This is a genomic window from Sphingomonas sp. R86520, assembly GCF_042466285.1.
Taxonomy (GTDB): domain Bacteria; phylum Pseudomonadota; class Alphaproteobacteria; order Sphingomonadales; family Sphingomonadaceae; genus Sphingomonas.
In genome coordinates this window covers 1329082-1354798 of record NZ_JAXHBZ010000001.1, presented here as the reverse complement: position 1 = coordinate 1354798, position 25717 = coordinate 1329082, and the positions used below count along the sequence as shown (strand labels likewise).

The following is a 25717-nucleotide window of genomic DNA, read 5'->3' as shown; positions in this document are numbered from 1 at the left end:
CTACGTTTTGCCTGCAATCCTCAACGCGACGGCATGTCGAGTATGCATGGAACGAATGGGTCAGGGATGCGGACAAACGATAACGACATATTCGGATCGGTGATCCAGAAGCTTGGTCGCCTGGGAGAATTGGGGAAGGTCGAACAGGACGCTATCCGCCGCCTGCCCGCGACGATCGAGACGGCGTCCAATCACGCGTTCCTGGTCAGGGAAGGGATGCCGTCGGGCGACTGTTACCTGCTTCTTGCAGGCTATGTCTGTCGCCACAAGGTCGCCAGCAATGGCGGCCGTCAGATCGTGTCGTTCCACATGGCCGGTGACATCGTCGATCTCCAGCATCTGTTCTTCGCGACTGCAGATCATAGCGTACAGGCGATCACCGAGGTGAAATACGCCCAGATACCTTCCCTGGCGCTGAGACGACTCGCAAAGGATTATCCCCTTATCGCTGAAGCATTGTGGCGCGACACGTTGGTGGATGCGTCGGTGTTTCGCGAATGGGTGCTCAACATCGGACAACGAGACGCGAAATCTCGCGTCGCGCACATGCTGTGCGAGTTTGCGATCCGGCGTGAAGCGGCCGGCCTGGGCTCGCCGGAGCGCTTCGATCTGCCGATGAGCCAGGAACAGATCGGCGATGCGACGGGACTGACCTCCGTCCACGTCAACCGGATGCTGCGGGCACTGGGCGAGGACGGGGTGATCGATCGCGACAAGCGCGACGTGCGTATCACGGACTGGAAACGCCTGCGCGATATCGGCGGTTTCGATCCGATGTACCTGCATAACGTGGCGTAGCCGATGCTGACGTTCCAGCCGATACGCCTCGAGTTCAATCACGGCGACGAAGACGCGGTATTAATACTCCGTGAGGGGCAGCTGGTTGCCATTGCCGCGCGCCTGGGCGTCGATCACGGGACTGCGGCGGGGGAATGGTTCGTGGAGACGGTATTTACCGGCGCGTTGCTGATTACGGGTCGGCGCTATCAGACCCTCGACGATATCGCGGCGATCCTCGACCGGACCTGAGCCGATAGGGTAGCTTGTCATGCTACGGATGCGTTCCGGCTTGTATCCGGAGCGAACCTGCCAAACTCTCCGCGTGGCGGACAGTGTTGCGTGCGACCTGTATCGTGGCCGCGCTCGGCGCACTGTTGCGTAGCCACGCAGGGAGGATATCGATGCACCGCACGCATGCCGAAACCGCGACCAGCGTCGCAATTCGGACTTTCGATGCCGCGAAGCCTGCGTGATCCGAAACGCGCGAAACGACGTGTCGCATCAAGACACGGCCGCATGCGCCGTCTGGCTATAGACCCCCATTTTTGCGTGCAGTGTTCGTGCACGCATTCCGTCATCAAAGGACGTTCGTCATGATCAACCGTCGCGATCTCGCAACCGGTACCGCCATCGCGGCTGCCGCCACTTGGATCGGCACTGCCGCCGGCGCGCAGACCGTCGCACCGGCTCAAGTCATGCCGCCGAAAGGTCCCTGGACGAAGTTCGGCGACCTGCAGCGCTCGGGCGGCAAGCTGCATTATGCCATGATCGGCAACGACGTGAGCCGCCCGCCGATCGTGCTGCTACACAAGCTTGGCGGCTGGTTGTCGGACTGGCGCTTCGTCGCGCCGCTACTCGCGCAGGGCCGCCGCGTCATCGCGTTCGACCTTCCCGGGCATGGCGGATCGCGCTGGCTGGGGACGCCGCCCTATATCCAGTCGTTGGGCGAGACCGCGGCGCTGTTGGTAGGCGCACTCGACGAGTTGGGGATCGACCGGATCGACCTGCTCGGCACGTCGCTCGGCGGCTGTGTCGCGGTCCCGCTTGCCGCGTTCTGGCCCGAACGCATCAACAAGCTCGCGATCATATCGAGCGCGCTCGGCGTGCGGCGGTCGCTTGCCGAGATCGCGATCAACGTCGACGAAAAGCAGAAGGCGCTGTTCGATGCTGCCGGCAACCCGATCCCGACCGAGCCGGCGCTGCTGGAGCAGATCTTCGGCATGGTCCATGCCGCGGCGATCAACGTCGACGGCATCGCCAGCCGCAAGGCGGCAGGGCACTGGATCCAGCCGTCAGAGCGCGGCGTGGCGATCACCGACATTGCAGGCACGCTGAAGCGGGTCGCGGCGCCGACGCTGCTGGTCTATGGGGACCGCGACAAGGCGTACCCGAAGTTCCGTCCCGCGGCCGAAGCAGCCCTGAAGCATGGGCGGACCGCGATCGTCCCGAACTCCGGCGCGTTCGTCATGCAGGACAATCCGCCTGCGACCGCCGCCGTGCTGAAGACATTCCTCGACGAGGCCTGAGATCATCGACCGGCGCCCGAACGGGGGCGCCGGTCGATCGGTTATCTGGCGTGGTGCTGTTTCAGATACGCACGCGCTCTAAGCACGGCGTTCTCGCGGACGTCCTCATAGAACAGCCCGATATCGTGGTAATGCATGCTGCCGCCGGGGAGTGGCGTCAGGTCGAGCGAGGCTGCGGGCGTGACGCGCAACATTCCGTTATCGCAGTGTGCCGCGACCTGGTGGCGCACGAGCGGCCTCAGCGGCCCGACCCCCGGCGTGCCGGGCACCGCACCGCGACTGGCAGTGGCAGGCGCGGCGGGCTTTGATCGGTCGAAGGTCAGCGGGTTGATGCAAGACAGCGTCTTGCCGGGCACGTCGCCGTAGCGTTCGACATAGCCGGACTCGATGAGCGCCGCGAACTTTTGCGGGTTCGGCATCGTCTCGAGCACGCTGTTCCAGGCGGCCACGCACCCGGTCTGCGCAGGCGTGTCGCACGCTGGGATCGACTTGAGGCTGCGGCCGAAATCGCCTTCGGTCAGGCCGCCGCCGATGACATAGGCGGCGACCAGCTGGCGGGCGAGGGGCGTACCGTCGATCCGTTCTTCGAGCAGCTCCGCGATATGCGACGCGCCTTGGCTGTGGCCGACGAGGATGAACGGACGACCGTGATTGTCGCGGCGGAGATAGTCGTCGAACGCGCGGACGACGTCGCCGTAAGCGACTGCGAACGCCGCCTTGCGGATGACGGGATCGCGGAATGCCGCGACCGTCGACTGGCGATAGCGCGGCGCGAACACGCGGCAGCACGCGTTGAAGGCGCCCGCCTGGCGCGCAATGACGCTGTCGTCGGTCCAGCGATCGACCGCCGCATCGGCCACGTCCTGGTTCCACTGCGTCGTGCTCTTGTCGGTCGTCGGGTGGACGTAGAACACGTCGACCCCGGCCGCGCGCGCCGCGGCGATCGCTCCGCCCGCGACCGCGTCGGCGGCGCCTTCGCTGCCGGGTCGCGCGGCCCAGCTCTGCGCCAGCGCATAATCGGGCGCGGGCGGTGCCGTGCTAGCCGGCGTGCCGACCGGGGTCTGGGCATCGGCGGACGCGAACGGAAGGCAGAGGGACAGCGCCGCGACCGCGGTGCGGAACGAAGCGCGCATCAGTTCCACATCGTCGGTTCGCAACCGAGCGCCGGGTTCGCGACGAACGCGTTCTCCGGACGGGGCAGGCCGAGATTCTCGCGCAACGTCGCGCCCTCATATTCGGTGCGGAACAGGCCACGCTTCTGCAGGATCGGAATGACCTGGTCGACAAAGTCGTCGAGCCCGCCGGGCAGGTAGTTCGGCGACAGCGAGAAGCCGTCGGCGCCGCCTTCGCGGAACCAGCGTTCGCACATGTCGGCGATCTGCTCGGGCGTACCCGACAGCGAGAAGCTCGCCCGCGACACGACGACGCGGCGCGCGAGCTGGGCGATCGTCAGGCTCTCGTCGCGCGCCATCTTGACGATCTGCTGCTGCACCCATTGCCCGCCATTGGTCAGCGGCAGGTCGGGCAGCATCGCGTCGGGCGCATACCCCGAAAGGTCGACGCCGAGCTGCAGCTGAAGCGTGCGGAGCGCGAGCGCGTCGGGGATCAGGTCGAGCAGTTCCGCCTCGGCGAGCTTCGCCTCGCGTTCGGTCGAGCGCACCATCAGCTGGACCGACGGGATCACCAGCAGGTGATCGGGATTGCGCCCGAAGCCGACCGCGCGCTGTTTCATGTCGTCGTAGAAGGTCTTGGCGCCTTCGAGCGTGCTCTGCGCGGTGAAGATCAGGTCTGCGGTGCGCGCGGCGAGGGCGCGGCCGACGCCCGATCCGCCGGCCTGGACGATGATCGGATGGCCCTGGGGCGGGCGGTTGACGTTGAGCGGTCCGGCGACCTTGAAGAACTTGCCGACATGATCGAGCTGGTGGACGCGGTCGGTGTCGAAATAGCGGCCCGCCGCACGGTCGCGCAGGATCGCGCCGTCTTCCCAGGAGTCCCAGAGGTTCTTGACGACGTCGACGAATTCCTCGGCGCGCGCATAGCGGTCGTCATGGTCCATGTTGGCGTCGCGCCCGAAGTTGCGCGCCTCGTTGTCGCCGGCCGAGGTGACGACGTTCCAGCCGCCGCGACCCTTCGAGATATGGTCGATCGAGGCGAACCGGCGGGCGATCGAATAGGGATCGTTATAGGTGGTCGATGCGGTCGCGATCAGGCCGATATGCTTGGTGACGACGGCGAGCGCGGCGAGCAGCGTGGTTGGCTCGAGCTTGCCCGCATAGTCCGTCGCGGCGAACGCGTCCTTGCCCGAGATCTGCGGGAAACCCACCGAGTCCCCCGAGAAATAGCAGTGCATCTTGCCGCGTTCGGCGGTCTGGGCGATGTGCGCGTAATGCTGGAAGTCGTGCTGGTCGACCGCCTCCGCACCCGGATAGCGCCAGCCGCCGGGATGCGCGCCGCTGTTGTGGATGAAGGTGGCGAGGATCATCTTTCGGTTGGGGTCGGTCATCGTCTGTCTCCGGGATTCAGGTTCGGCTCGACTGGACGACGCGGGCGAGTTCGCCGTCGTCGGTCGTGCGGGCATAGGCGCGGGCGGCGAGCAGGAAGCAGGCGGCGGCGAGCAGGAAGCAGGGCAGGCCGACGATCAGGAACGCCTGGCCGAGGCGCAGCGGGTCGCCGAGCAGGGTCTGCGTGACCCAGGCGATCGCGAACGGTCCGCCGGCGCCCGCCGGGATCGCGACGACCACGCCGAGGAACGCGAACGAGAATCCCCGCATGTCGTTCGAGACGATTTCCTGGATGGTCACGTTGGTCGCGACGTTCAGGATCGGCGTCGCAAAGCTGATCGTGGCGAGCGCGAGGATCGCGACCAGCACGCTCGGCGCATAGCCGGCGAACGCGCAGGGCAGCGCGATCAGCGGCAACAGCGCCATCAGGCGGAGGCGCTTGCCGGGGTTACCGTGCGAGGCGGTGTCGACGATGAACCCGCCGAACAGATAGCCGGACAGTCCCGCCACCAGCGCGACCCCGCCGAGCAAGCCTGCAAAACTCGTCAGGCCGACGCCGAACGTCCGCATCAGCAGCGGTACGGTCCATGACAGCACGCCGATGAACGCCACGTAATAGAGCGTGAACCCGCCGAACAACGGCGCCACGACGCTGCGCTGGCGCCAGAGATATGCGAGCTTGTCCTTGACGTGCGACGGCGTCGTCTCGATCGCCTTCAGACCGTGGCGGACCGGCTCCTTGATCGTGAAGAACAGCAATCCGACGACCGGCCCGATCATGCCACACAGCAGGAAGGTGGTGCGCCATGGCACGACCTGACCGTAGCCGGGGATCGACAGATGCAGGTTCTCGCTGAGGATCCAGCCGGGGATGATCGACGACAGCGCGGTGCCGACCGAGGCGCCGATCATGTAGCCGCTGATCGCCCGGCCGCGGCGTGCGGGCGGGAACATGTCGGCGAGCAGCGACAGCGCGGCTGGGGCGATCGCGCCCTCGCCGAGCCCGACGAGCGCGCGGAACACGAAGAAGCTGGCGAAGTTGGGCGCAAGACCGCCGGCGGCGGTGGCGAGGCTCCACAGGATGATGCTGCCGGCCAGGATGTTGCGGCGGATGCCGCGGTCCGCGAGGCTGCCGAGCCAGAGCCCGCAGATGCCGCTCAGCAGCGTGAACGCGAGCCCGAGCAGCAGCCCCATCTGGATGTCGCTGATGCCGAGATCGGCCTTGATCGGCTCGGCGAGCACGCCGACGATCGCCTTGTCGATGCTGTAGAGATTGGCGGCGAGGAAGAGCAGCAGCATCGGCCACCAGCTCTTGCGCAGCGATGGATACGAGGGCGCACCTCCGATGACGGGGTCAGTCAACGCGAACGGTCCGGCCGTCGATGCACGCCATCAGGCGGCCATCGGCATCGTTGAGGATCTCCACGACGTCGTCCTTCAGATAAATAATGTCTTCGAAATGGAATTTGCCGACCTCTGGCCCGATCCAGGGCAGGTCGCAGCTCAGCACCATGCCGTCGACCAGCGTGAAGCTGTGCATGCCGCCGCCGGGATGCGGGTGGTCGGTATGTTCGAGCCCGACCGAGTGCAGTCCGCAGGCGCGGAACTCGGGGTTGCCATTGGCCTGGATGCAGGCGACCACCGCCTTCTCGACGTCGGTCGACAGCGCGCCGGCCTTGAAATGCGGCAGGGCTTCACGCCAGCCGAGACGTGTCGCGTTGTAGCGGCGGAGCTGGTCGGGGGAGGGCTCGCCGATCACCGCGGTACGGCCGATATCGCTGGTGTAGTGACCGAACTCGGCGGTCGCATCGAAGGTGACGGTATCGCCGGGTTCGAGCGCCGCGTTCTTTGGCAAGCGACCGAAATTGGCGCGATACGGCGTGATGAGCAGGAACACCGGGCGCCCACCGGCGAGCGCAGCGGCGGACCAGAAGACGCGCTCCGCCTCCGCACAGGTCGCGCCGGCGGCGATCGCCTCGGCAGAGATCTGCAACGCGAGTTCGGTTTTCCGCGAGGCGGCACGCATATTGGCCATTTCCGGCGCGGTCTTCACCATGCGGATGTCGCGGAGCAGGTCGCGGGCCTCGACGATTTCGATCGTTCCGCCCAGCAGGGCCGCGACGTCGATGCCCAGGCCGCGATCCTCGAAAGCGACCCGGCCCGTGTCGAGACGCTGTTCGCGCAAATGCGCGGCGACCGCTTCCGGGTGGTTCTGCGGCAGGCCTTCCGCGTTCATCGTCGCCTGCACACCGCCTGCACCGATGCCGGCTTTGCGCGCATAGCCGCGGACGATCATCCATGTACCCTGGCCCTGTTGCGGCTGGCCCATGTCGACCTCGACCGTCAGGACCGCCGCGTCGCGCGCATGATCGCGGGGCAGGACCGCGAGCGCGAGATCGCCAAAGCCCCAGCTCGCATCGGTCGCCCAGCTGCTCAGGTAAAAAGTGTTGATCGGCGTCGAGGCAACGATCGCCGTCACGCCGTCCCGGTCCATCAGGGCATCGGCCCGGTCTCGATTCAGAAGCATCTTAACGCCTTTACGAAGGGGAACAGGAAAAAACGGATCCTCTGCTGGGGAGAGCGGCATTGGCCGCTCGGTCCGCCGTTCGGGCGGGCCAGTTGCGTCGGCCGCGGACGAGGCGGCCGGGTAGCGCGCCGGTCGATCGATCGTCGCGGCTGGTGACCGTACCCGACACGATCGTCGCGACATAGCCCCTGGCTGCCTGAGTCAGTCGACGCCCGCCGGCGGGCAGGTCGAAGCTCGCGCGGGGCGGGGATAGCGCCAGAGCGTCGTAGTCGATGACGTTGAGATCGCCCTTATAGCCGGTGCCGACGATGCCGCGATCGCCGAAGCCGCCGACCGACGCGGTATGTCCGGTCATCAGGCGTACCGCCTCGGCGACGGACAGCCGGTCGCCCTTGCGGTCGCGCGTCCAGTAGCTGAGCATGTAGGTCTGCATGCTGCCGTCGCAGATCGACCCGACATGCGCGCCACCGTCGCCGAGGCCGAGCACGGTATCCTCGCGCCCCAGCATCGTGTGGACGACGTCGAGATTGTACCGGGTGAAATTGCGTGCCGGGAAATAGAGGATGCCTTCGCCGTTCGCTTCGAGCAGCGCGTCATAGGCCACCGTCTCGACCGAACAGCCGCGACGTGCGGCGACGATGTCGAACCGATCGGCCTCGGCCGGCGAATAGTCCGGATCGTCGCCCATCGCGTAACAGAGCGCGATGTCACGCATGAACGCCGGGTAGACATTGGTATCCAGCGGCAGTGCCATTTCGGCCAGGATCGCCGCACGGACTTCGGGCTTGCGCATTTCGGCTGCGCGTACGGCGACCGGCAGATGATCGATCCGGTCGTAGCTGGGGCAGCCGCGGAAGGGGTGGAGCGTGAGTTGCAGCCCGTACAGCACGCCGACCGGCCGGCCCACGACCTGTCCGTAGATGTCGACGCCGCGGCGGCGCTCGGCGGCACATGCCTCGGCGATCTCGTGCCAGCGATCGGGAAATTCGTTATACTGGAGAAGCGGAAACGTCGTGGTCAGCCCGGATGCTTCGGCGATACGTGCAAGCATGCGGAATTCGCTGGAGAAGCCGTCGCTCGTATCGAATTCGGACGCCGACATGAACAGCGAGCGGCCATGCGGCTTCATCGCCATCGCGATCGCCATCAGCTCCTCTTCGCTGGCGGTCGTGACGGGAAGCTGTTCGCCGCTCGCGGTGCGGTGACCGACGACGCGAGTGGTCGAGAAGCCGAACGCGCCGACGTCTAACCCTTCGCTGACGAGCGCGGCCATCGCCCGCATGTCGGCAGCGGTGGCGGGCTCGCGGTCGATCGCGCGCTGGCCCATGACGTGAACGCGGATCGGAATGTGCGGAACGGCGACGGCGAAATCGGCGTCCATTCGACGACGCTCGATCGCGTCCATATAGTCCGGGAAGCTTTCCCAATTCCACGGCAGCCCCTCGGCCATGACGATGCCGGGAATGTCCTCGACGCCTTCCATCACGTCGATCATCTGTTCGCGACGATCGGGCGCGCAAGGCGCGAAGCCTACGCCGCAATTGCCCATCAGGACGGTGGTGACGCCGTGATTGGTGGAGGGCGAGAACTGCGTATCCCACGTCACCTGCGCGTCGTAGTGCGTGTGGATATCGACATAACCCGGCGTAACGAGCTTGCCGCGTGCGTCGATCTCCTCGGTGCCTGATCCCGTGACGATGCCGACGGCAGCGATCTTGCCGTCCTTGATCGCGACGTCGCCGTCCCACAGCGAGCCGCCAGTGCCGTCCGCTACGGTGCCGCCTCGCACAACGAGATCATAGGCGCTCATGAACGCTTCCTCGAACATGTCGGCCGCCGGGTGGCGGACCGACGGTATCGGATAAGGGCGCGACCCAAGCCTCGCGCCCTCGGTCGGTCAGAAGTTGTAGCGACCGCGCAGGCCGAACGTCCGCAGGTCGCGCAACGCAACGGCGACTGCCGACGGAATGGCCAGCTTCGAGAAACTGCGATCGAACGTGTAGAAGTCGATCGCGCTGGCATAGGCCTTGTCGTTCAGGACGTTGTTGACGAACGCCTCGATCGAGATCCGGTCGTCGCCGACGCCGAGGCGCAAATTGACCTGCTTCATGTCGGGCGTCTTCAGGATGTTCGCAGCGTTGGTGTAGACACCCGACTTATAGGTGAAGTCTGCGCGTCCGAACGCCTTCACGCCCTCGGTGCCGATCGGCACGGTGTACTGTGCCGATGCGGAGGCCGAATATTTCGACGTCAGCGGATTTTCCTTGCCACGGAAATCGGTGATCCCGGTGAGCTGCGACGTCGTCGGGCTGCTCAGCTTAAGGATGTGCGTGTCGTTGATCGAGCCGCTGAGATTGAAGTTCAGCTGTGACGACGCACGGGCGGAGAGTTCAGCCTCGAGACCCGAAACGCGGACCTTGCCGGTGTTGTCGGTCGACTGGATGACATAGGGCAGGCCGGTCGCTGGGTCGGTGGTCGCGACGGTGATGCCGTTGATCTGGTTGTTCCAGATGCCGTAATAGGCGCTCAGGCTGTAGCGGAGGATGTTGTCGAACAGCCGCCCCTTGATGCCAACCTCGTAGTTGTCGAGCTTCTCGGGTTCCACCGCGATCTTCAGGCCAGCGGCCGCCGCGGCACGCTGAACTGCGGCAGGATTGCTCAAGAACACGGTGTTGAACGCGCCCGGATTGATGCCCTTCGAATACGACGCGTAGACCATCGTTTCCGGCGTGACGTCGTAGTTGACGATGACGCGTGGCATGAAGTTCTTGTACTTGTCCTGCGTCAGCACCGACCCGCCCGCATACACGCCTGCAGGCGCGAACTCGCTCGTGGTCAGGGTAAGACCATCGGGCTTGGTATAGGCGATCAGGTGATCCTGCTGATACCGGCCGTCGAAATTGATCTTCAGGCGCGACGTGATGTCGTAGCCCAGCCCGAAGAAGACACCGTAGGTCTTGGAGCGCGTGGCCCCACTGACCAGGCTGAACGCACTGACGCCGAGTGCGCCGTTGTTACCGCCACCGCTGCCCTGGAAGAAGGCATTCAGATAGCTTGCGCCCAGCGTGGCGTGGAGCGGGCCGCCCGGCTCGTAGCTGGCACGAACCTCCTGCGAGACGTCGCGGCTGATCGCCTCGACCAGATATGGATAGTTGAAATAGGCGGGGGCGCCGGCCGCGGTGGTGGGGTTCGCGATCGTCGTGTCATAGTAGAGATCGAGATCGGACAGCTGGCTGCGGCGCTCGTTGTTGTAGCCGGTCAGCGACGACAGCGTGATGCCGGTGTCGCCAATTTCCCAATCCGCGTTGAGGTGCAGATGGTAATAGCGGCTCTTGAGGCCATAGCCCTGCACGCCGTCCTTGGGATCGACCACACGACCGCGCGGGTTTGCGAGGAAATTGGTGATGAACGCATCGTTCGCCGAGTTCACCGACGGTGCGGTCGATGCGAGCTTGGGTACGGTGCCACAGAAATACCGGTTTACCACCGCGACGCCGGCCGAGGTTCTGCCGTTCAACGAACAGTTGGACTGGTTCGGAACGACCACTGCACCGGTCGTCGGATTGGTGACGCCGTACGCCGAAACGAAGCCGGTCGCGTTCGGCCCGTCATTGTTCTCGGACAGCAGGCCGAATGCCTTGAAGGTCAGGTTGTGCGTCGGCTGGAACTGCAGCGACAGCGTTCCCGCGCGGGTGCGTTGGTCGCCCAGGGTCTGTCCCGGAACGCCAGCGTTCTTGTAGGAGCCGTCTTTGGCGGTTTCCTGCACGGTCGCACGGAAGCCGAGTACGTCACCGAAGATCGGGCCGCCGATCGCCAGCTGAACGTCACGATTGTTGCGCGTCCCGATCATGCCGGTCGCGGACCCTTCGAAATTCTTGGGGGGCGCCTTGGTCACGACGTTGACGGCGCCGGCGAAGGTCTGGCGGCCGAAATAGGCGCTCTGCGGACCCTTCAGGACTTCGATCCGCTCGGGATCGGTGATCGTCTGGATACCGGTGGCGGTCGACACGGGGACACCGTCGATAAACAGCGAGGTGGTCTGCGCGGCTGCGCTCGACGGCGTGAAGCCGCGAATGATGACCTGCTGGAACGAGCGATCGTTGCGGCCCGAGGACGTGCTGACGATCTTCATGCTCGGCGTGAACGCGGACAGGTCGGTGATCGACTGGATACCACGCGCCTGGATATCGGCGCTGGTAAGAGCCGTGATCGAGATCGGCGTCTTCAGAATGTCCTCAGCGCGCTTTCTAGCGGTGACCAGGATTTCCGTGGAATCGACTTCGGGCTCAGGCAGCGCCGCGGGGGTCGTAGCCTGCGGTGTTGCATCGGCAACCGGGACCGCCGCGGACTGGGCGAACGCGGGTGCCGTGACAGCGCTGATCGCCAGCACGGACGCAGACGCTGCGAGGCATGTCCGGGTGAACGTATTCGAGAAACAAAGCATTCGCGCGATCCCTTTTACAAAGCACGGCCGGGCGCCTGTTCGCCTTCACCGCAAGATAAGTTTTCGGTGTTCTGCCCATCGATCATATGCTGCAGCCATTAGGAGCCATCAGCGATCGGGGGTTCCTGCGAACTGTGACGTTTCAAGCGCCCTCAGCTTAAGCTGACTGCAGCGCCATGATGACGGGATGCGGATTTTGCCCGCTACTCGCCACGCGGTTCGCGGGTGTGTCCGCCACGCAGATAGTCCGTGGCGAAAGCAGCCGTCATGAGTCGAGGAATTTCGTGATCTCGCCGACCACGCGATCATGCTCGATCGATAGTACGCCGTGACGAACGCCGGGCATGTCGTAGCGACGTCCTGCCGGGAACCGTTCGGCGGTGGCGCGGGTGACGTCCCAAAGATCGTCTTCCGGGTTCATCACCAGCACCGGCTGCGCGACCGCCTCCATCGCGGCGAGGAAGTCGTATTTGTACACCGAGATATAGGCCCACGGCATGCGCGTGCCCAAGCGCAGGCACTCCGCCATGCCGACATGCATCTCCTCGGCACTCATGCGCGGGTCCATCAGCGACTGCATGATGTCCCAAAGCTTGTGCACGTGGTTGAGATTGCGTTCGGGAACGGGGAAGTTGTCGCGCAACCGGGCGAGCTTTTCCGCGCGCGCCTCGGCGGGGTAGGCGGCAAGCCCGAACAGCACCGCACGCCGCACGCGATCCGGCAGCGTCTTTGCCAGTTCGGTCGCGATCAGCGATCCGGTGTGATAGCCGATGACGTCGAACGGCCCAGCGGGAACCGTGCCGCGTGCCGCCAGATCGTCCATCAGCTGCGTCATCACGCCGGCGAAATCCTCGATCCGCGCCGGTTCTGGCGGCGGCGAGCTCATACCGTACCCCGGCGTGTCGGCGGCGATGACGATCCGCGTCTCGCCGAGCGCTGGCAATACGGGCGCCCAGTCACCGCCGTTGCCTGGCGTCTGGTGCAGGCACAGCAAGGGGATTGCCGAGGTCGGCGCGGCCGGCGTCACGATCCGGTAATGCACCTGGCCGTACCGCGAGTCCGCGTAGGCACGCTTGATACCGTTCATGGGTCTGGTCTTTCTCAATGTGCCGCGGTCAGGCGACGGAAGGCTGGGTTTCGGCGGCGAGCCAGGCAGCGGCGACGCCGTCGGTTCGCATCCGGCGCAGGGTGAGCACGCCGAGCAACGTCGCCGCGCCGAGCGATGCGACACCGACGATCGCCATCGACTGACCGACCGCTTCCGGCGCGCCGAACACGTGCTGCGTCAGATAGGCGACTGCGAGCGGACCGAGCGATCCGCCGATCATCGTCATCACGAACGCATAGAGCGCGACCGCGAGGCCGCGCGCGCCGGGAGGCGTGATCTGCGAGATGACGGACAGCATGGTGGTGCCGAACACGGCGCTCGCGAACATGATCTCGGACAGCAGGATGACCGCGAACGTGCCGTTGTTCACGAGTCCCGCGATCGTCGCGGGGATCGCGGCCAGGCACAGGGCGGCGGCAAGCTTGACCTTGCCCGCGGCGCCCGCCTCCCGCGAAACGCGGTCGACGAGAATACTGGCGACCAGCGCGCCGACGATCGCCCAGGTGATTTGTCCGACGCCGAGACCCTTGCCGGCGGCGCCGATCTGGAACCCGAACGAGCGGGTCAGCAACACTGCGCCCCAGCCGGTCGCCGCCGATCCACCCATCGCGAACAACGCGAGCATCCCGTACAGCGGCAGGAACACGCCGCGCTGGTCGATGAAATGACGCAGCGACGCGCGGAACGCGGTCTTGCCCTTGACGCCCGGCACGCTGCCGCGGCGCGGTGGTTCGCGCAGCAGCGCCAGCAGGCACGCGATGACGAAGCCGAAACTGCCGACCAGCACGAAGACGATCCGCCAGGGTGCGAGGTCGGCGAGGAACGGCACGCCATTCAACACACCGGTCGGCGCGATCTGGAGGATATAGCCGCTCACCAGCGAGCCGACTCCGTAGGCGACCATCGATCCGAGTACGTACACCGCGATCGGTCGACCGCGACGGCTGGGCGCGAACATGTCGCCGATCATCGTCACCGCGCATGGGCCGAGCACGGCTTCACCGACGCCGATGAACACGCGGGAGGCGAACATGTGGCCGAAATCCTGCGCGAGACCGCCGCCGATCGTCGCGGCGCTCCAGACGATGATCCCGCCAATCAGCAACCGGCGCCGATTGACGACGTCGGCGACCGCGCCGAGCGGCAGGCCGATCGTCACGTAGAACACCGAGAAGGCGAACCCCTGCAACAGCGCGATCTGGATTTCGCTGATCGACAGGTCGGCACGGACTGGATCGATCACCAGCGCCAGCATGCCGCGGTCGATCGTCGACACGATCTGCGCGATACACAGGATGACGACCGCGAACCACGCCGCGGCACCGCCATTGCCATCATGACCTGTGGTGGGCAGCGGGACCTGGGTGCCGGACGGAACGGAAGGGAAGGGATGCGCCATGCAGAACTCCTGTTGCCGCCATCTTGACGCAGGTGCGTGCCCGGACGCGTCGCGCCCGCGATCTGGTCGCCAGTCGGATAGTCGAGGCGTGGGCACCGTGATGCCGGACATGGCGGTTAGACCGGCGCACGACATGGCCGGCGTAGGGACACTCCGATGAAGTTGCTTGCTTTCCTGATGCAGACCGGCGGCCATATCGCCGGCTGGCGGCACCCTCGCGCAGCGACCGACGCGCTGACCGACATCGACTATTTCACCGCGCTTGGCCGGGTCGCGGAGCGCGGCCTGTTCGATGCGGTCTTCCTCGCGGATTACGTCGGCTATCATCCGGTGAAGGGTGCATCGGTGTTCGCGGGGATGGAGACTCCCAAACTCGATCCTCTGCTGTTGTTGTCGGTGATCGCTGCAACGACGAGCAAGCTCGGGCTGATCGGCACCGCCTCCACGACCTATAACGAGCCGTACGATCTGGCTCGCCGGTTCGCGACGCTCGATCATCTCAGCCACGGTCGGGCAGGCTGGAACATCGTCACCTCGACGATGGAGAACGAGGCGCATAATTATGGCCGCGAGGCGCATCTGGCGCACGGCGTGCGCTACGAACGTGCCGCTGAGTTCGTCGATGTCGCGCGCAAATTGTGGGACAGCTGGCAGGACGGCGCAGTCGCCGCGGACAAGGCGAGCGGCCGCTACACCGATCCCGCGCGTATTTCGGCCGTAAACCATGACGGCGCCCATTTCCGTGTCGCCGGTCCGCTGACCGTGCCGCGCTCGCCGCAGGGGCATCCCGTGCTGGTCCAGGCAGGCGCGTCGGCCACCGGCCAGAATTTCGCAGCCAGTTGCGCCGAAGTGATCTTCACTTCGCATCCGAGCATCGAGACGGCGCGCGCGTTCCGTGCGAACATGCATGCGCAACTCGGCGCCTTTGGCCGGACGCCGGACATGCTGAAGATCATGCCGGCGGTGACGCCGGTGATCGGCCGTACGCGCGAGGACGCTGCTGCGCTGCAGCGCGAGCTCGACGGACTGATCCCGGCCGAGATCGCGATTTCGAAACTCGGCGCGCTCCTCGGCAATATCGACCTGTCGAACGCCGATCCCGGCGCGCCATTGCCGCCGCTTCCGGAGGCCGCGCTGCAAGGCGAGAATTCGACGCGCGACCGCGTGCTGGAACTGAGCCGGAACGAGAACTTGCCGGTCGCCGAACTCGCGCGTCGGGTCGCGGCGGGGCGCACCAGCCGGACGATCGTCGGCACGGCGTCAGATGTCGCCGACGAACTGCAGAAATGGGAAGCCGAGGGTGCGGCCGACGGCTTCGTCATCGCCGCCCCCTTCCTGCCGGGCGGGCTGGAGGATTTCGTCGACCAGGTCGTGCCGATCCTTCAGGAGCGAGGCCTGTTCCGGACCGACTATGAGTCGGACACGCTGCGAGGCAATCTCGGCCTGTCGCGTCCGGACAATCAGTACGAGATCGACCCGTCGCTCCGTGCAGAGCCGGAAATCTGGTGATGGACGGGCCTCGCACCGGCGGCGTCAGCGGCAGGATCGCCTATCTTGCCGCGGATGGCCGCGAGACCGGGCGCGAGCGGTTCGAGATACTTCACCATCCCGGTGGTCATGTCCTTCGCGCGCTGTGCGAGATCGATGACGAGGCGTTGTTGCGCGACGTGACGCTGGCGATGGATGCGGATTGGCGGCCGAACGACGGCTTTTGCCGCATTGTCAAAAACGGCCAGCCGCTGGCGGCGATGTGGTTCGACGTCGGCGCGGAATCGGTTCGCGTCACGGCCCGCATCGGTCAGCAGTCGAGCAACGAACTGCATCTCTTCACCCAAAGCCGGTTGCCCTATCTCGGGCTCCATCCGCTGCAGGGCGACGCACTGATCACGGCAGTCCGCGGCACCGACGATCCGGGCCGGTTCGTCGGCATCGATGCGGTCACCAACTCGGTATCCCCCAATGGCGACGAGGCATGTCGCGCCGTGCCGGTGCGGATCGAGGTGGCCTATATCGGCGAGGAAACCATTTCCGTGATCGCCGGCCGCTTCGACGCGCGTCGCTATGCGGTGCGCTGGCGTGAGGACTGGCCGGCCGCAGACCTGTGGGTGCGGGGCGGCGACCACCTGTTCCTGCGCATGCGATGGGCTCTGGTGCCGACCACCTACGAACTGACCGCGTTCCAGGAGCTTTCGGCATGATCCTACCGTCCGTTTCGTCGCTCATCCGCGGCACGATCTTCGTCCGCGACCTGAAGCCCGCCGCGGCGTTCTATGCAGCACTCGGGTTCGACCGGATCTATTATGAAGGCGTGATCTCGGACTCCTCGGCGTCGACGATCCTTGGTTTCGCCGAACATGGGCCGCTGAGCGTGCAAATCGTGAAGAGTGGCGGTCCCAATTTCGGCATGATCGGACTGTTCCTGATCGATCCTGCGCTTCATCCCGACGTCGTGCCGATGGCCGAAGGTCCGGCGAGGATCGGCGAGGTCGCGCTGGTTTTCTACGTCCGCGCGCTCGACCCGGTCCTCGCCGCGCTGCGCGCTGCCGGCGCGAGCTGGTCACCCGAGCCCGAGATGTTCCGGATGGCGCACCGCGCCCAGCGCGAAGTGTGCCTGCGTGACCCCGACGGCGTGCTGCTCAACCTGGTCGAGACCGATCCCGCAGAACAAGATCTTACCGGCGTCGAGGGCGGCGCCCCGGACGTCCGCGGCACGACCGCCTGAAAGGAAGTATCGCATGGCCATGCCTATTCCGTTGATCGATCGCGACCGTGCCCAGCGCGTGATGGACAATTCCGGCGTTTCGGCGATTATCCTCGCCGATCCGACCAACGTCTATTACGCGACGGGCTTCTGGCCGCAGACCGTAGCGATGGGCCAGCTCGGCGTATCGCTGGCCATCGTCCCCCGCGATCGCTCTGCACCGGTCGTCCTAGTGACCAGCCAGTTCATGCATTACCTCTATGATCTGGAGGATACGCCGGCGACATGCCCGTTGCGCATCGCGCTTTATACCGCGCCCGACGGCCTGGAGGGCGATACCGCCGCCCCGCCGATCTTTTTCGCGAGCGCCGAGGGGGGCACGCCGGATCCGTTCGATCTGATCACGCGCGCATCCACCGAGCGGCAGCTGGCGACATACCCGGCACATCCGGACGTCAAACGGGCGCTCCGTGCGGCGTTGCACGATGCCGCGATCGAGGGGCTGGTGGCGGTCGATTCCTCCATTCCGCAATCCTTCTTCGGCGACGACTTCGCGTATCGCCCCGCCGATCCGCTGCTGCGGCGGATCCGCATGGTCAAGACGCCGGCAGAGATCCTGCTGATGCGCCATGCCGCGCAGAACAACGCGCAGGCGGCGCGCACCGCGGTCGAATCGATGGCGGTCGGCCGAAGCTTCGACGATCTGCGCCGGGCGTTCTTCGCCGAAACCGGTGCGCGGGGCGGCGTACCGCTGTTCATCTCGACCGACAGCATGCCGGTCCGCCAGCGCGACGGTATCATCCGCGCCGGCCGCTCGTTCCAGATCGACGCGGTCAGCCAGTATGCGGGCTATCACGGTGATTACGGGCGCACCGTGTTCGTCGGCACGCCCGACCCCGCCGTCCGCCGCGCACTCGATGCGGCGATTACCGCCAACGAGGCGGTCGCAAAGGCGCTAAAACCGGGTCTGCGCTATTCCGAGATCACGCGCATCGGCCGGGAGGCGGTCGCGAAGGCGGGGCTCGACGTCCTGATCGCCTGTTCGGCGCATAGCGTTGGCCTGTTCCACACCGACGAGGCCTTCCGCGACAACTCGTTGAACTTTGCCAAGGCGGATCACGTGCTGGAGGCGAACATGGTGATCAGCGTCGACTGTCCCGCGTTGCAGGCCGACGCGTCCGGCAACGTCCATCTCGAAGACCTCTGGCTGATCACCGCAGACGGTTGCGAACCGCTCAACGAACGCGACGCGCCGTTCATCCAGATATAGCGTCGTCAAGTCCCAGGCTGGTGCCGCGTTCGACAAGATCGCAGCTCAGCCAGATCCGTGGCGCAGGCGTTCCCGTCGACGCCATGCGCGCCATTAGCGTCGACACCGCGGTCTGGATCAGGGCGACGACGGGAATATGGACGGTCGACAACTGGTGCGACAGCCAGTTCGACGGCGCGGTGTCGCCGAAGCCGATGATCGACATGTCGCCTGGGACGGTCAGGCGGCTGTCACGGCGAATACCGTCGAGCACGCCGATCGCCACTGCGTCCGACGCGGCGAATACGGCGTCCGGCACGTCCTCGCCTGCCAGCATGCGTGCCGCGGCTTCCACGCCGTCGGCGTAGCTCCACCCCGTATCGATCCAGCGGCACGGTCCCGTGCCTGCGGCGTTCATCGTATCCGCGAAGGCTTTAAGTTCGCGCGATCGATCCGACGCGGTGGCGATTACGGCGGGGCGTCGGCGTCCCTCCGCGAGCATGCGCGTTGCGACCGTGCGACCGATCTCGGCACTGTCGATCCAGACCAGGCTCGCATTCTCGACCCGCTCGTTGCGGTCGAGGATCACGATCGGAAGGTCGTTCGATCGCGCCTCCGCCAGCACCACGCGCGAGGGAACGGCGGAGAACAGGATGATGCCGCCCGCATCCGCCGCGATGGCATTCCGGACCAGGTCGTCGATCCGGGCCGGATCGGACGAGATGAAGAACAGCGTGCGCAGGCCTCTACCGGCAAGCTCCGCGCCGAGCCGATCGCTCAGTTCGGCGAAATACGGGCTCAGGACGTTGGCCATGACGACCGCCACGGGGCGATCGGCTCGGGCGCTGGCGGGGCGATAGCCAAGCTCGGCGGCGGCGGCGAGGACGCGCTGGCGCGTGTGCGGCGCGACGCTCGCACCGGCGGTGAAGGTCCGCGAGACGGCCGACCGCGATACCTGCGCCAATTGCGCGACGTCGCTGGAAGTGATCCGGCGGGGCAGGGGATGGGTCATGGTCGGAAGTCCGAAATTGGTGGCATCGCAGCAGGCTGGCGCTTGCACACTATTGCACAAAGCTCGCTGACGAAAGACCACAGCTGACGCGCGCACAGGCCATGATCGCCTGACGAATAGACCGAAGACCGTTCATGCAACCGCGTGCACGATCGTTGCACATCGTGGCACCACGCGATCAATCGGGATGCCGTTCGATGCCTTCTCCCATTCTCATTGCCGGTGCCGGGATCGGCGGCCTCGCCGCGGCGCTGGCGTTGCAGCGGCATGGATTTCGCGTCCGGCTGTTCGAACGCACCGCCACCGTCGGTGACGTCGGCGCGGGCATAGCGCTTGGCGCGACCGCGAGCCGCAGCCTGTATTCGCTCGGGCTCGAGGAGGCGCTGACCGCCGTATCCGATCGTCCGCAGGCCTCGGCCGCGTTCGACTACCGGACCGGCGACGTCCTCGGCGGTGCGTTCGCGCGGCGCAACTGGAGCGCAGCCGACCTGGTCGACGTCAACATGCTGCATCGTGCCGATCTGTTCGCGGTGCTCAGGGCGGCGGTCGACGCCAACGACCGCGACGCGATCCAGCTCGACTCCGCGGTCGTCGGGTTCGAACAGACCGCTGACGACGCGACGATCCTGCTCGCCGACGGGCGTCGCTTCACCGGGCAGGCGCTGCTCGGCTGCGATGGCCTGCGATCGACCGTGCGGACGCAGATGCTCGGCGCCGGCGAGCCGCGCAAGACCGGCCGCGTCGCGTACCGGTTCCTCGTGCCGATCGAGGATGCCGCACCGTTCATGGGCGAATGGACGGCCGGCATCTATGTCGGCTCGCGTGTCGCGTTGGCGCGGTACATGATCCGCAAGGGCAGCGTCGTGAACTGCGTCGCCTTCGCGCATGCCCCGGAGATCGAGGACGAGGACTGGTCCGCGCAGGCCACGCGCGGGGAATTGCTGGCGCTGTTCGAGGGCTGGAACGCCAACGTCGTCGGGCTCGCGTCGTGCGCGCCGCTCGAGCGGACCGCGCGCTGGGCCTTGTACGACCGCGATCCGCTTGACGTCTGGACCGACGGCCGCGTCGGGTTGCTCGGGGATTCAGCGCATGCGGTGCTGCCGTTCTTAGGGTTCGGCGCAGCGCTCGCGATCGAGGACGCGATCGTCCTCGGGCGGGCGTTCGCGACCGGCGCGGCACCGCAGGCCGCGCTCAAGCTATACGAGCGCGCGCGCCGCGACCGCGCCAACGCCATCCTCCTCGAATCGCGACGGCAGGGCGAGACGTTCGACGCCGGGCCCGGTGGCGCACCCGAGATTGCCGCCGAAGATCGCGAAAGCCGCAAACCCTATGACGCGCTGACCGCCGAACTGCCGGTCGCCGCGTGACGCTCTTCCCCCACCCAAAAGGATCGACATGATGGCGAGAAGATTCAGGACCAAGATCGTCGGGTTGCTCGCAGCGGCAGCAGCGTTCCTGCCGAGCGCATCGGCGAACGCCGCGGATTCCTTGCTGACATGGGACGATCTGCACGCGCTGAAGATCTATCACGCGTACGCGGCCAGCGACGGCAAGAGCTATCTCGAGGAGATCTCGATTCCATCGCAGGAGACGATAGCGAAGGCCGGTTCGTCGCTGCAGACCTATTTCAACATCAAGGACCCGCACCAGATCACGATCGGTCGCGGCGTGCAGGGTTCGATCTTCGAATGGCACGGCGCGGTCGAATACCGGCATCTGATCATCCCGCTTCAGGGCGAGATGTTCTTCGACCTTGGCGACGGCCGCACGCTGAACCTGAAGCCCGGCGAAGCGATCCTCGCCGAGGACTGGACCGGTCGCGGCCACCGCTCGGGCTGTGCGCCGTCGAAGGTGAAGCCGACCTGCGTGGCGATGGACATCCTGATGGACCCGAACCCGCGCGCCATTCCGTTGCGCGCGCCACCAAAACCCTGACCTCGTTCGATACCGGAGCCCGACCTTGCAGCATCTGATCGACCGCGCCGCGCAAGCGACGTTCCTGCAGACCATCGACGGCGCCCGCGTCGCAACGCTGTTCGAGGATGTCATCGATCCGTCGACCGGCGCCGCGTTCCAGCGAGCGCCGGTCGCGACCGCCGCGGACCTGGACGCGGCGGTCGCGGCGGCGCGGCGCGCCCAGCCTGGCTGGGCGGCGCTTGGTTGGGACGAGCGTGCCCGGCAACTCCAGGCGTTCGCCGACGCGATCGACCGGGAGAGCGAGTGGCTGTCCACGTTGCACACGATGGAACAGGGCATGCCGTTCGCGCAGTCCGGATTGTTCGTTCGGACCACCGCCGAGCGGATCCGGATCATGTCGCGGTTCCGGGTCGTCGACCGGACCCTGATCGAGGAGCCAGCGCGGAAAGTGGTCGAGCGCTGGCATCCGCTCGGCGTGGTCGCGGCGATCGCGCCGTGGAACGGGCCACTGCTGCTCGGCATGGTCAAGGTCGTGACCGCGCTGATCGCCGGCAACACGATCGTCCTCAAACCGTCCGAACTGACTCCGCTCAGCACGCTGGAACTTGGCCGCATCAGCCTCGGGATGCTGCCGCCGGGCGTGCTGAACGTGATCAGCGGCGGCAGGGCGACCGGCGCGGCGATGGTCGGGCACCCGGGCTTCGACAAGGTGTCGTTCACCGGCTCGACCCCGACCGGAATCGCGATCGCCAGGACGTCGGCTGAATTCCTGCGCCCGGTGACGCTGGAACTCGGCGGCAACGACGCGGCGATCCTGTTGCCCGACGGCTCGATCGACGATCTGGTTACGGCGGCTGCGATGACGGGCTTCAGCAATTGCGGGCAATATTGCGCGGCAATCAAGCGCATCTACGTGCCGTTCGACAAGGTCGATGTGGTCGCCGAGCGTCTCGCCGCGGCCGCCAACGCCTATGTCATCGGCAATGGTTTCGAGCCCGGCGCGACGCTGGGTCCGATCCAGAACAAGGCGCAGTTCGACAAGGTCTGCGCGATCGCCGAGAATGCTCGCGGCGACGGTGGGGTCATGGTCAGCGGTGGTGCGCCGCTCGATCGTCCCGGATATTTCTTCCCGCCGACGGTGGTGACGGGGCTGACCGACGGATCACGGCTGGTCGACGAAGAGCAGTTCGGGCCGATCATACCCGTGATCGGATATGACGATATCGATGGCGTCATCGATCGGATCAATGCCGGCGCTTACGGCCTTACCGCTTCGATCTGGATGTCCGATCTGGAGGCAGGCGAAGCCTTGGCTGGCCGCCTGATCGTCGGTTCGGCGGCCGTCAACCGTCACGCCGCGTTCGACCCGGCCGTGCCGTTTCCGTTGATCAAACAGTCGGGCATGGGGGTCGATTACGCCGACCACGGGATAAAGGGCACGATGCGGCTCCAGGTGATCACGGTCATGATGCCTGGTGGTCTCAAACGATAGTTGGCGGTCCAGCAACCCGGAGGAAGGGCCAATGCGGGGCGCATCTAATCTCCGCAAGAACGACCCAGCTCAGATCGTCCGGGCGGCGGGCGATGGATTTCTAATCGTCGGTTTCGGTAACGAACGACAACGACTCCGCCGACCCCACTTTCTGCTCGCCAGCGAACAGCCGGTTCAGTCTGTCGTCGATTTCGCTCCGTTGTTCGCGTGACGCGGTCCGTCGATACGGGCCGATTGCCAGCTCATCGCCGATTGCACCTTTGATCCGGGTAATCGCATCCTCACTCACCATGCCGGCATCGCGCAGTTCGATACAAAGCTGTATCAGTCCCACGGCGGTCGCCTGAGCACGGAGTCCGACGTTCGTGACGTCGTGATGAAGTCGTTTCTGCTTATCGTAGGCGGTGGTCATATGCCTCTTCCGATCATGTCTGCGCGTGTGCCGCAAGTTTGAATGACCCGGCAGGCCAAGGGGCCACAATGCTCGGATCGTTCACAACGAGAACCAGCGATCTCTGGCAATGTTCAAATCCTCGCGCTTCGAGCGCGACGATAAGGGTCGATCACTTCGTTACTGCCGTAGTGGCGTCCGTCGCTGCCGCCAGCTGCTTTGGCTTGACGTAGCGATCCAGCCAGTCGGTCATCTGCCACAGCGTCTCTTCGGTCGACTCCAGCGCGCGATAGCCGTGCGGCTCGTTGGGCAGGACGACGTAGCGTACCGTTGCACCATTGCCCTTCAGCGCCGCGTACATCCGCTCGGACTGGATCGGGAAGGTCCCGCTATTGTCGTCCGCACCGCCGTGAATCAGCAGGATAGGCGCCTTGATCCGGTCCGCGTAGGTGAACGGGCTCATCTCCGTGTAGGTCGGCGTCGCCTGCCAGTAGGTGCGCTGCTCCGCCTGGAATCCGAACGGCGTCAGCGTGCGATTATACGCACCTGACCGGGCGATGCCGGCACGGAACAGGTCGGTATGCGCAAGCAGGTTGGCGGTCATGAAGGCGCCATAACTGTGTCCGCCGACCGCCATCCGCGAGCGATCGCCCACGCCGAGCTTGACCACGGCATCGACCGCGGCCTGCGCATCCTCCTGGAGCTGCTTGATGTAGGTGTCGTTGGCCTCCGCGCCACCTTCGCCAATGATCGGCATCGCCGGGTTGTCGAGGATCGCGTAGCCCTGCGTCAGCAGGAACAGGTGGCTGATACCGCGCGGACGGACGAAGCGGTTGCCCTGGTCGACGGTCTGGCCTGCGACCTTCGCATCGGTGAACTCGCCGGGATAGGCCCAGAGCAAGGTCGGCAACGGGCCATCGCGCTTCGCATCATAGCCCGCGGGCAGATAGAGCGAGCCGGACAGGGGCAGGCCATCGGCGCGGGCATAGGTGATCGTGCGCTGCGTCACGCCGGCGAAGACCGGGGCGGGATCGGCGAAGGCGGTAACGGGCTTGGCGCTGCCGCCCTTGACGCTGCGGACCATATAATTCGGCGCGAGCTTCGCGCTTTCGCGCCGCGTCAGGATACGACCGCCATTGGCGTCGAGCAGCGCGACGACCGTCTCGTAATAGGGTGGCTTGGCCGTCCATAGCCGGGTCTGTTCGCTACCCGTCAACGGCATCGTGGCGAGGAACGGGAATGCACCCGCCTTTGTCGCCCCGTTGCCAGTGACGTAGACGCCGTCGTGCTTCGGCGTGAAACGCATTACCGGCTTGCCGGCCGCATTCTCCTCGACGATCGGACGGCCGGGGTCGCCGTACTGGTCCTGATAGTTGCGCGTCAGCACGGTCCGCGCCTGGCCCGGTCGTGATGGCGCTACGGCAAGGCGATGCTCGGTACGCGATCGCCATTCACCATCGATGACCAGCGCGAAGCCGTCGTCGCCCCACAGCGTGGTCTCATAGCGGGCAGGCGTCATCGCCAGTTCGACCGGCGGCGCATCGAACGGTGCAGCCTGCATCATCACCTTGTCGTGGAAGGCGATCTTCGCGCGCGGGTTACCGCCGTCGAGCGCCTCGGCCCATGCGAGCGTCGCTGACGCATCCGACCGCCACACCGCCTCGCGCGGCCCCTTGACGGTGGCGTCGAAGTCTACCGGAAGATCGTCGGCGAGGGGCCGGTCGACCAGTGTCTTCACCGGCTGGCCGTCGATCGTCGAAACGGCGATTTCGGTCGGGAAAAAGCTTGCCGGCAGCAGATAGGAATAGGGGCGCTTGAGCCGCTCCGTCAGGAGGTAGCGCCCGTCGGGCGACACGCTGAAGTCGGTAACCAGACCGCGCTTCCCGATCGGGCGCGCCATACCGGCAAGGTCGACCCGGACGAGTTGCCCGGTGAAGTAATAGTCGAACACTGCTTCGTCATGCGCATCGCCGAGCAGATCCTCGTAGGTGCGCGCCGCCGACGTGCGTCCTGCGCTTTCCTGTATGACTGGTCCCACCGGGGTTGCGCTCGCTTCCGGGGCGGTGCCGCGATCGTCGGGCACGGTATAGACGATCAGCGACTTGCTGTCGGGCGTCCAGGCGAATGGGGTCCCGAAGCTACCGTTCAGCCCCTTCAACACCGAGCGTGCAGTGCCGTCGCGATCGACGATCCACAGCGACAGGCCCTGCGGTTCCTGCGCGTAGAAGGCGAGGCGGGTGCCGTCCGGCGACCAATCGGGCGAAGCGAAGCGCAGACCGGCGGGTAGCTTGACCTGAATCGTCTTGCCGCTCGACACGTCCTTGAACCCGAGCGCGTTCAGCCACTGTACGCGAACCTCGGCCTGACCGTTGGTGGCGGGATCGATGCGATACCCGCCCAGGCGGAGAATGGGCTTCGACAGGTTGGCGATCGACGGCAGGTTCTCGCGGCCGAAGATGGCCAGCGTGCGATGGTCGGGGCTGACGGCGACGCCAGGCGTAGGCGGGGTCTCCAGGGCTTTCGCGATGGCATCGGGTGCACGGTGATAGGCGGTGCCGGGCGTTTGCGCCGTCGCGGTGGTGGCTAGGAGGAGAGCGATCAGACAGGCACCGGCGCGCATTCGTAACCCCTTATTCTGGTATCCGACACGGTTTGGCATGCGTTCGCATC

The 25717-nt window shown here is 65.9% G+C and carries 21 protein-coding genes; 10 read left to right on the top strand and 11 right to left on the bottom strand.

Annotated elements, in window-relative coordinates; genetic code table 11:
• The first annotated feature begins 66 nt into the window (after positions 1-66).
• From SJY41_RS06180 to SJY41_RS06170, 3 genes are all read left to right on the top strand, one after another.
• Positions 67-798 carry a Crp/Fnr family transcriptional regulator gene (locus tag SJY41_RS06180; protein ID WP_380780000.1) on the top strand — a complete coding sequence of 244 codons (732 nt, stop codon included), beginning with the start codon at positions 67-69 and terminating at the stop codon, positions 796-798.
• A 3-nt stretch (positions 799-801) separates the two neighbouring features.
• Positions 802-1029 carry a hypothetical protein gene (locus tag SJY41_RS06175; RefSeq protein ID WP_380779999.1) on the top strand — a complete coding sequence of 76 codons (228 nt, stop codon included), beginning with the start codon at positions 802-804 and terminating at the stop codon, positions 1027-1029.
• 344 nt (positions 1030-1373) lie between these two features.
• Positions 1374-2306, top strand: coding sequence for an alpha/beta fold hydrolase (locus tag SJY41_RS06170; protein WP_380779997.1), 933 nt, complete (start codon positions 1374-1376; stop codon positions 2304-2306).
• A 41-nt stretch (positions 2307-2347) separates the two neighbouring features.
• Here the strand turns inward: SJY41_RS06170 and SJY41_RS06165 are convergent, their stop codons facing one another.
• From SJY41_RS06165 to SJY41_RS06130, 8 genes are all read right to left on the bottom strand, one after another.
• A complete protein-coding gene (locus tag SJY41_RS06165; RefSeq protein WP_380779995.1) occupies positions 2348-3439 on the bottom strand; it encodes a DUF3089 domain-containing protein in 1092 nt (363 codons plus the stop codon).
• Entirely contained in the window at positions 3439-4809 is a 1371-nt protein-coding gene (locus tag SJY41_RS06160) for an LLM class flavin-dependent oxidoreductase (RefSeq protein ID WP_380779993.1), read from the bottom strand. The genes SJY41_RS06165 and SJY41_RS06160 overlap by 1 nt, the downstream gene beginning before the upstream one ends.
• A gap of 16 nt (positions 4810-4825) precedes the next feature.
• On the bottom strand, positions 4826-6169 hold the full coding sequence (locus SJY41_RS06155) for an MFS transporter (protein ID WP_380779992.1): 1344 nt from the start codon (positions 6167-6169) through the stop codon (positions 4826-4828).
• Positions 6162-7334 carry a M24 family metallopeptidase gene (locus tag SJY41_RS06150; RefSeq protein ID WP_380779990.1) on the bottom strand — a complete coding sequence of 391 codons (1173 nt, stop codon included), beginning with the start codon at positions 7332-7334 and terminating at the stop codon, positions 6162-6164. Before SJY41_RS06150 ends, SJY41_RS06155 begins: the two co-directional genes overlap by 8 nt.
• 10 nt (positions 7335-7344) lie before the next feature.
• The gene (locus SJY41_RS06145; protein WP_380779988.1) at positions 7345-9144 is read right to left on the bottom strand and encodes an amidohydrolase family protein; all 1800 of its coding nucleotides are present in this window, start codon (positions 9142-9144) and stop codon (positions 7345-7347) included.
• An 87-nt stretch (positions 9145-9231) separates the two neighbouring features.
• On the bottom strand, positions 9232-11778 hold the full coding sequence (locus SJY41_RS06140; protein WP_380779987.1) for a TonB-dependent receptor: 2547 nt from the start codon (positions 11776-11778) through the stop codon (positions 9232-9234).
• Between the two features lie 265 nt (positions 11779-12043).
• Entirely contained in the window at positions 12044-12865 is an 822-nt protein-coding gene (locus SJY41_RS06135; RefSeq protein ID WP_380779985.1) for an alpha/beta fold hydrolase, read from the bottom strand.
• A 28-nt stretch (positions 12866-12893) separates the two neighbouring features.
• Complete coding sequence (locus SJY41_RS06130) at positions 12894-14285, bottom strand: MFS transporter (protein ID WP_380779984.1); 1392 nt, start codon at positions 14283-14285, stop codon at positions 12894-12896.
• Positions 14286-14441: 156 nt separating this feature from the next.
• Between SJY41_RS06130 and SJY41_RS06125 the strand changes: the two genes are divergently transcribed.
• From SJY41_RS06125 to SJY41_RS06110, 4 genes are read left to right on the top strand one after another with little or no spacing between them, the layout of a single operon-like run.
• Positions 14442-15794: an LLM class flavin-dependent oxidoreductase gene (locus SJY41_RS06125; RefSeq protein ID WP_380779982.1), complete on the top strand. Its 1353-nt coding sequence runs from the start codon at positions 14442-14444 to the stop codon at positions 15792-15794.
• Positions 15794-16483 carry a hypothetical protein gene (locus SJY41_RS06120; protein ID WP_380779980.1) on the top strand — a complete coding sequence of 230 codons (690 nt, stop codon included), beginning with the start codon at positions 15794-15796 and terminating at the stop codon, positions 16481-16483. The genes SJY41_RS06125 and SJY41_RS06120 overlap by 1 nt, the downstream gene beginning before the upstream one ends.
• Positions 16480-17007 (top strand): VOC family protein, encoded by a 528-nt coding sequence (locus SJY41_RS06115; RefSeq protein ID WP_380779978.1) that lies wholly within the window; start codon positions 16480-16482, stop codon positions 17005-17007. The genes SJY41_RS06120 and SJY41_RS06115 overlap by 4 nt, the downstream gene beginning before the upstream one ends.
• Before the next feature lie 13 nt (positions 17008-17020).
• The gene (locus SJY41_RS06110; protein WP_380779976.1) at positions 17021-18256 is read left to right on the top strand and encodes a M24 family metallopeptidase; all 1236 of its coding nucleotides are present in this window, start codon (positions 17021-17023) and stop codon (positions 18254-18256) included.
• Here SJY41_RS06110 and SJY41_RS06105 read toward each other — a convergent pair.
• Positions 18243-19247 (bottom strand): LacI family DNA-binding transcriptional regulator, encoded by a 1005-nt coding sequence (locus SJY41_RS06105; protein WP_380779974.1) that lies wholly within the window; start codon positions 19245-19247, stop codon positions 18243-18245. The two genes, SJY41_RS06110 and SJY41_RS06105, sit on opposite strands and share 14 nt — an antisense overlap.
• Before the next feature lie 197 nt (positions 19248-19444).
• Here SJY41_RS06105 and SJY41_RS06100 point away from each other — a divergent pair, with 197 nt between their 5' ends.
• From SJY41_RS06100 to SJY41_RS06090, 3 genes are read left to right on the top strand one after another with little or no spacing between them, the layout of a single operon-like run.
• Complete coding sequence (locus SJY41_RS06100) at positions 19445-20614, top strand: FAD-dependent monooxygenase (RefSeq protein WP_380779972.1); 1170 nt, start codon at positions 19445-19447, stop codon at positions 20612-20614.
• Between the two features lie 31 nt (positions 20615-20645).
• The gene (locus SJY41_RS06095) at positions 20646-21182 is read left to right on the top strand and encodes a hypothetical protein (RefSeq protein WP_380779970.1); all 537 of its coding nucleotides are present in this window, start codon (positions 20646-20648) and stop codon (positions 21180-21182) included.
• A gap of 25 nt (positions 21183-21207) precedes the next feature.
• Positions 21208-22656, top strand: coding sequence for an aldehyde dehydrogenase family protein (locus SJY41_RS06090; RefSeq protein WP_380779969.1), 1449 nt, complete (start codon positions 21208-21210; stop codon positions 22654-22656).
• 100 nt (positions 22657-22756) lie between these two features.
• Here SJY41_RS06090 and SJY41_RS06085 read toward each other — a convergent pair whose 3' ends face one another.
• The gene (locus SJY41_RS06085; protein ID WP_380779967.1) at positions 22757-23068 is read right to left on the bottom strand and encodes a hypothetical protein; all 312 of its coding nucleotides are present in this window, start codon (positions 23066-23068) and stop codon (positions 22757-22759) included.
• Between the two features lie 151 nt (positions 23069-23219).
• Positions 23220-25667 (bottom strand): S9 family peptidase, encoded by a 2448-nt coding sequence (locus SJY41_RS06080; protein ID WP_380779965.1) that lies wholly within the window; start codon positions 25665-25667, stop codon positions 23220-23222.
• Positions 25668-25717 lie beyond the last annotated feature (50 nt).

Bases quoted from the DNA above. Each gene is read 5' to 3' on its own strand.
- SJY41_RS06120 (WP_380779980.1), top strand. From the start codon at position 15,794: ATGGACGGGCCTCGCACCGGCGGCGTCAGCGGCAGGATCGCCTATCTT.
- SJY41_RS06095 (WP_380779970.1), top strand. From the start codon at position 20,646: ATGGCGAGAAGATTCAGGACCAAGATCGTCGGGTTGCTCGCAGCGGCA.
- SJY41_RS06130 (WP_380779984.1), bottom strand. From the start codon at position 14,285: ATGGCGCATCCCTTCCCTTCCGTTCCGTCCGGCACCCAGGTCCCGCTG.
- SJY41_RS06085 (WP_380779967.1), bottom strand. From the start codon at position 23,068: ATGACCACCGCCTACGATAAGCAGAAACGACTTCATCACGACGTCACG.
- SJY41_RS06135 (WP_380779985.1), bottom strand. From the start codon at position 12,865: ATGAACGGTATCAAGCGTGCCTACGCGGACTCGCGGTACGGCCAGGTG.
- SJY41_RS06160 (WP_380779993.1), bottom strand. From the start codon at position 4,809: ATGACCGACCCCAACCGAAAGATGATCCTCGCCACCTTCATCCACAAC.
- SJY41_RS06170 (WP_380779997.1), top strand. From the start codon at position 1,374: ATGATCAACCGTCGCGATCTCGCAACCGGTACCGCCATCGCGGCTGCC.
- SJY41_RS06110 (WP_380779976.1), top strand. From the start codon at position 17,021: ATGGCCATGCCTATTCCGTTGATCGATCGCGACCGTGCCCAGCGCGTG.
- SJY41_RS06150 (WP_380779990.1), bottom strand. From the start codon at position 7,334: ATGCTTCTGAATCGAGACCGGGCCGATGCCCTGATGGACCGGGACGGC.
- SJY41_RS06080 (WP_380779965.1), bottom strand. From the start codon at position 25,667: ATGCGCGCCGGTGCCTGTCTGATCGCTCTCCTCCTAGCCACCACCGCG.
- SJY41_RS06125 (WP_380779982.1), top strand. From the start codon at position 14,442: ATGAAGTTGCTTGCTTTCCTGATGCAGACCGGCGGCCATATCGCCGGC.
- SJY41_RS06100 (WP_380779972.1), top strand. From the start codon at position 19,445: ATGCCTTCTCCCATTCTCATTGCCGGTGCCGGGATCGGCGGCCTCGCC.
- SJY41_RS06105 (WP_380779974.1), bottom strand. From the start codon at position 19,247: ATGACCCATCCCCTGCCCCGCCGGATCACTTCCAGCGACGTCGCGCAA.
- SJY41_RS06175 (WP_380779999.1), top strand. From the start codon at position 802: ATGCTGACGTTCCAGCCGATACGCCTCGAGTTCAATCACGGCGACGAA.
- SJY41_RS06165 (WP_380779995.1), bottom strand. From the start codon at position 3,439: ATGCGCGCTTCGTTCCGCACCGCGGTCGCGGCGCTGTCCCTCTGCCTT.
- SJY41_RS06145 (WP_380779988.1), bottom strand. From the start codon at position 9,144: ATGAGCGCCTATGATCTCGTTGTGCGAGGCGGCACCGTAGCGGACGGC.
- SJY41_RS06180 (WP_380780000.1), top strand. From the start codon at position 67: ATGCGGACAAACGATAACGACATATTCGGATCGGTGATCCAGAAGCTT.
- SJY41_RS06115 (WP_380779978.1), top strand. From the start codon at position 16,480: ATGATCCTACCGTCCGTTTCGTCGCTCATCCGCGGCACGATCTTCGTC.
- SJY41_RS06140 (WP_380779987.1), bottom strand. From the start codon at position 11,778: ATGCTTTGTTTCTCGAATACGTTCACCCGGACATGCCTCGCAGCGTCT.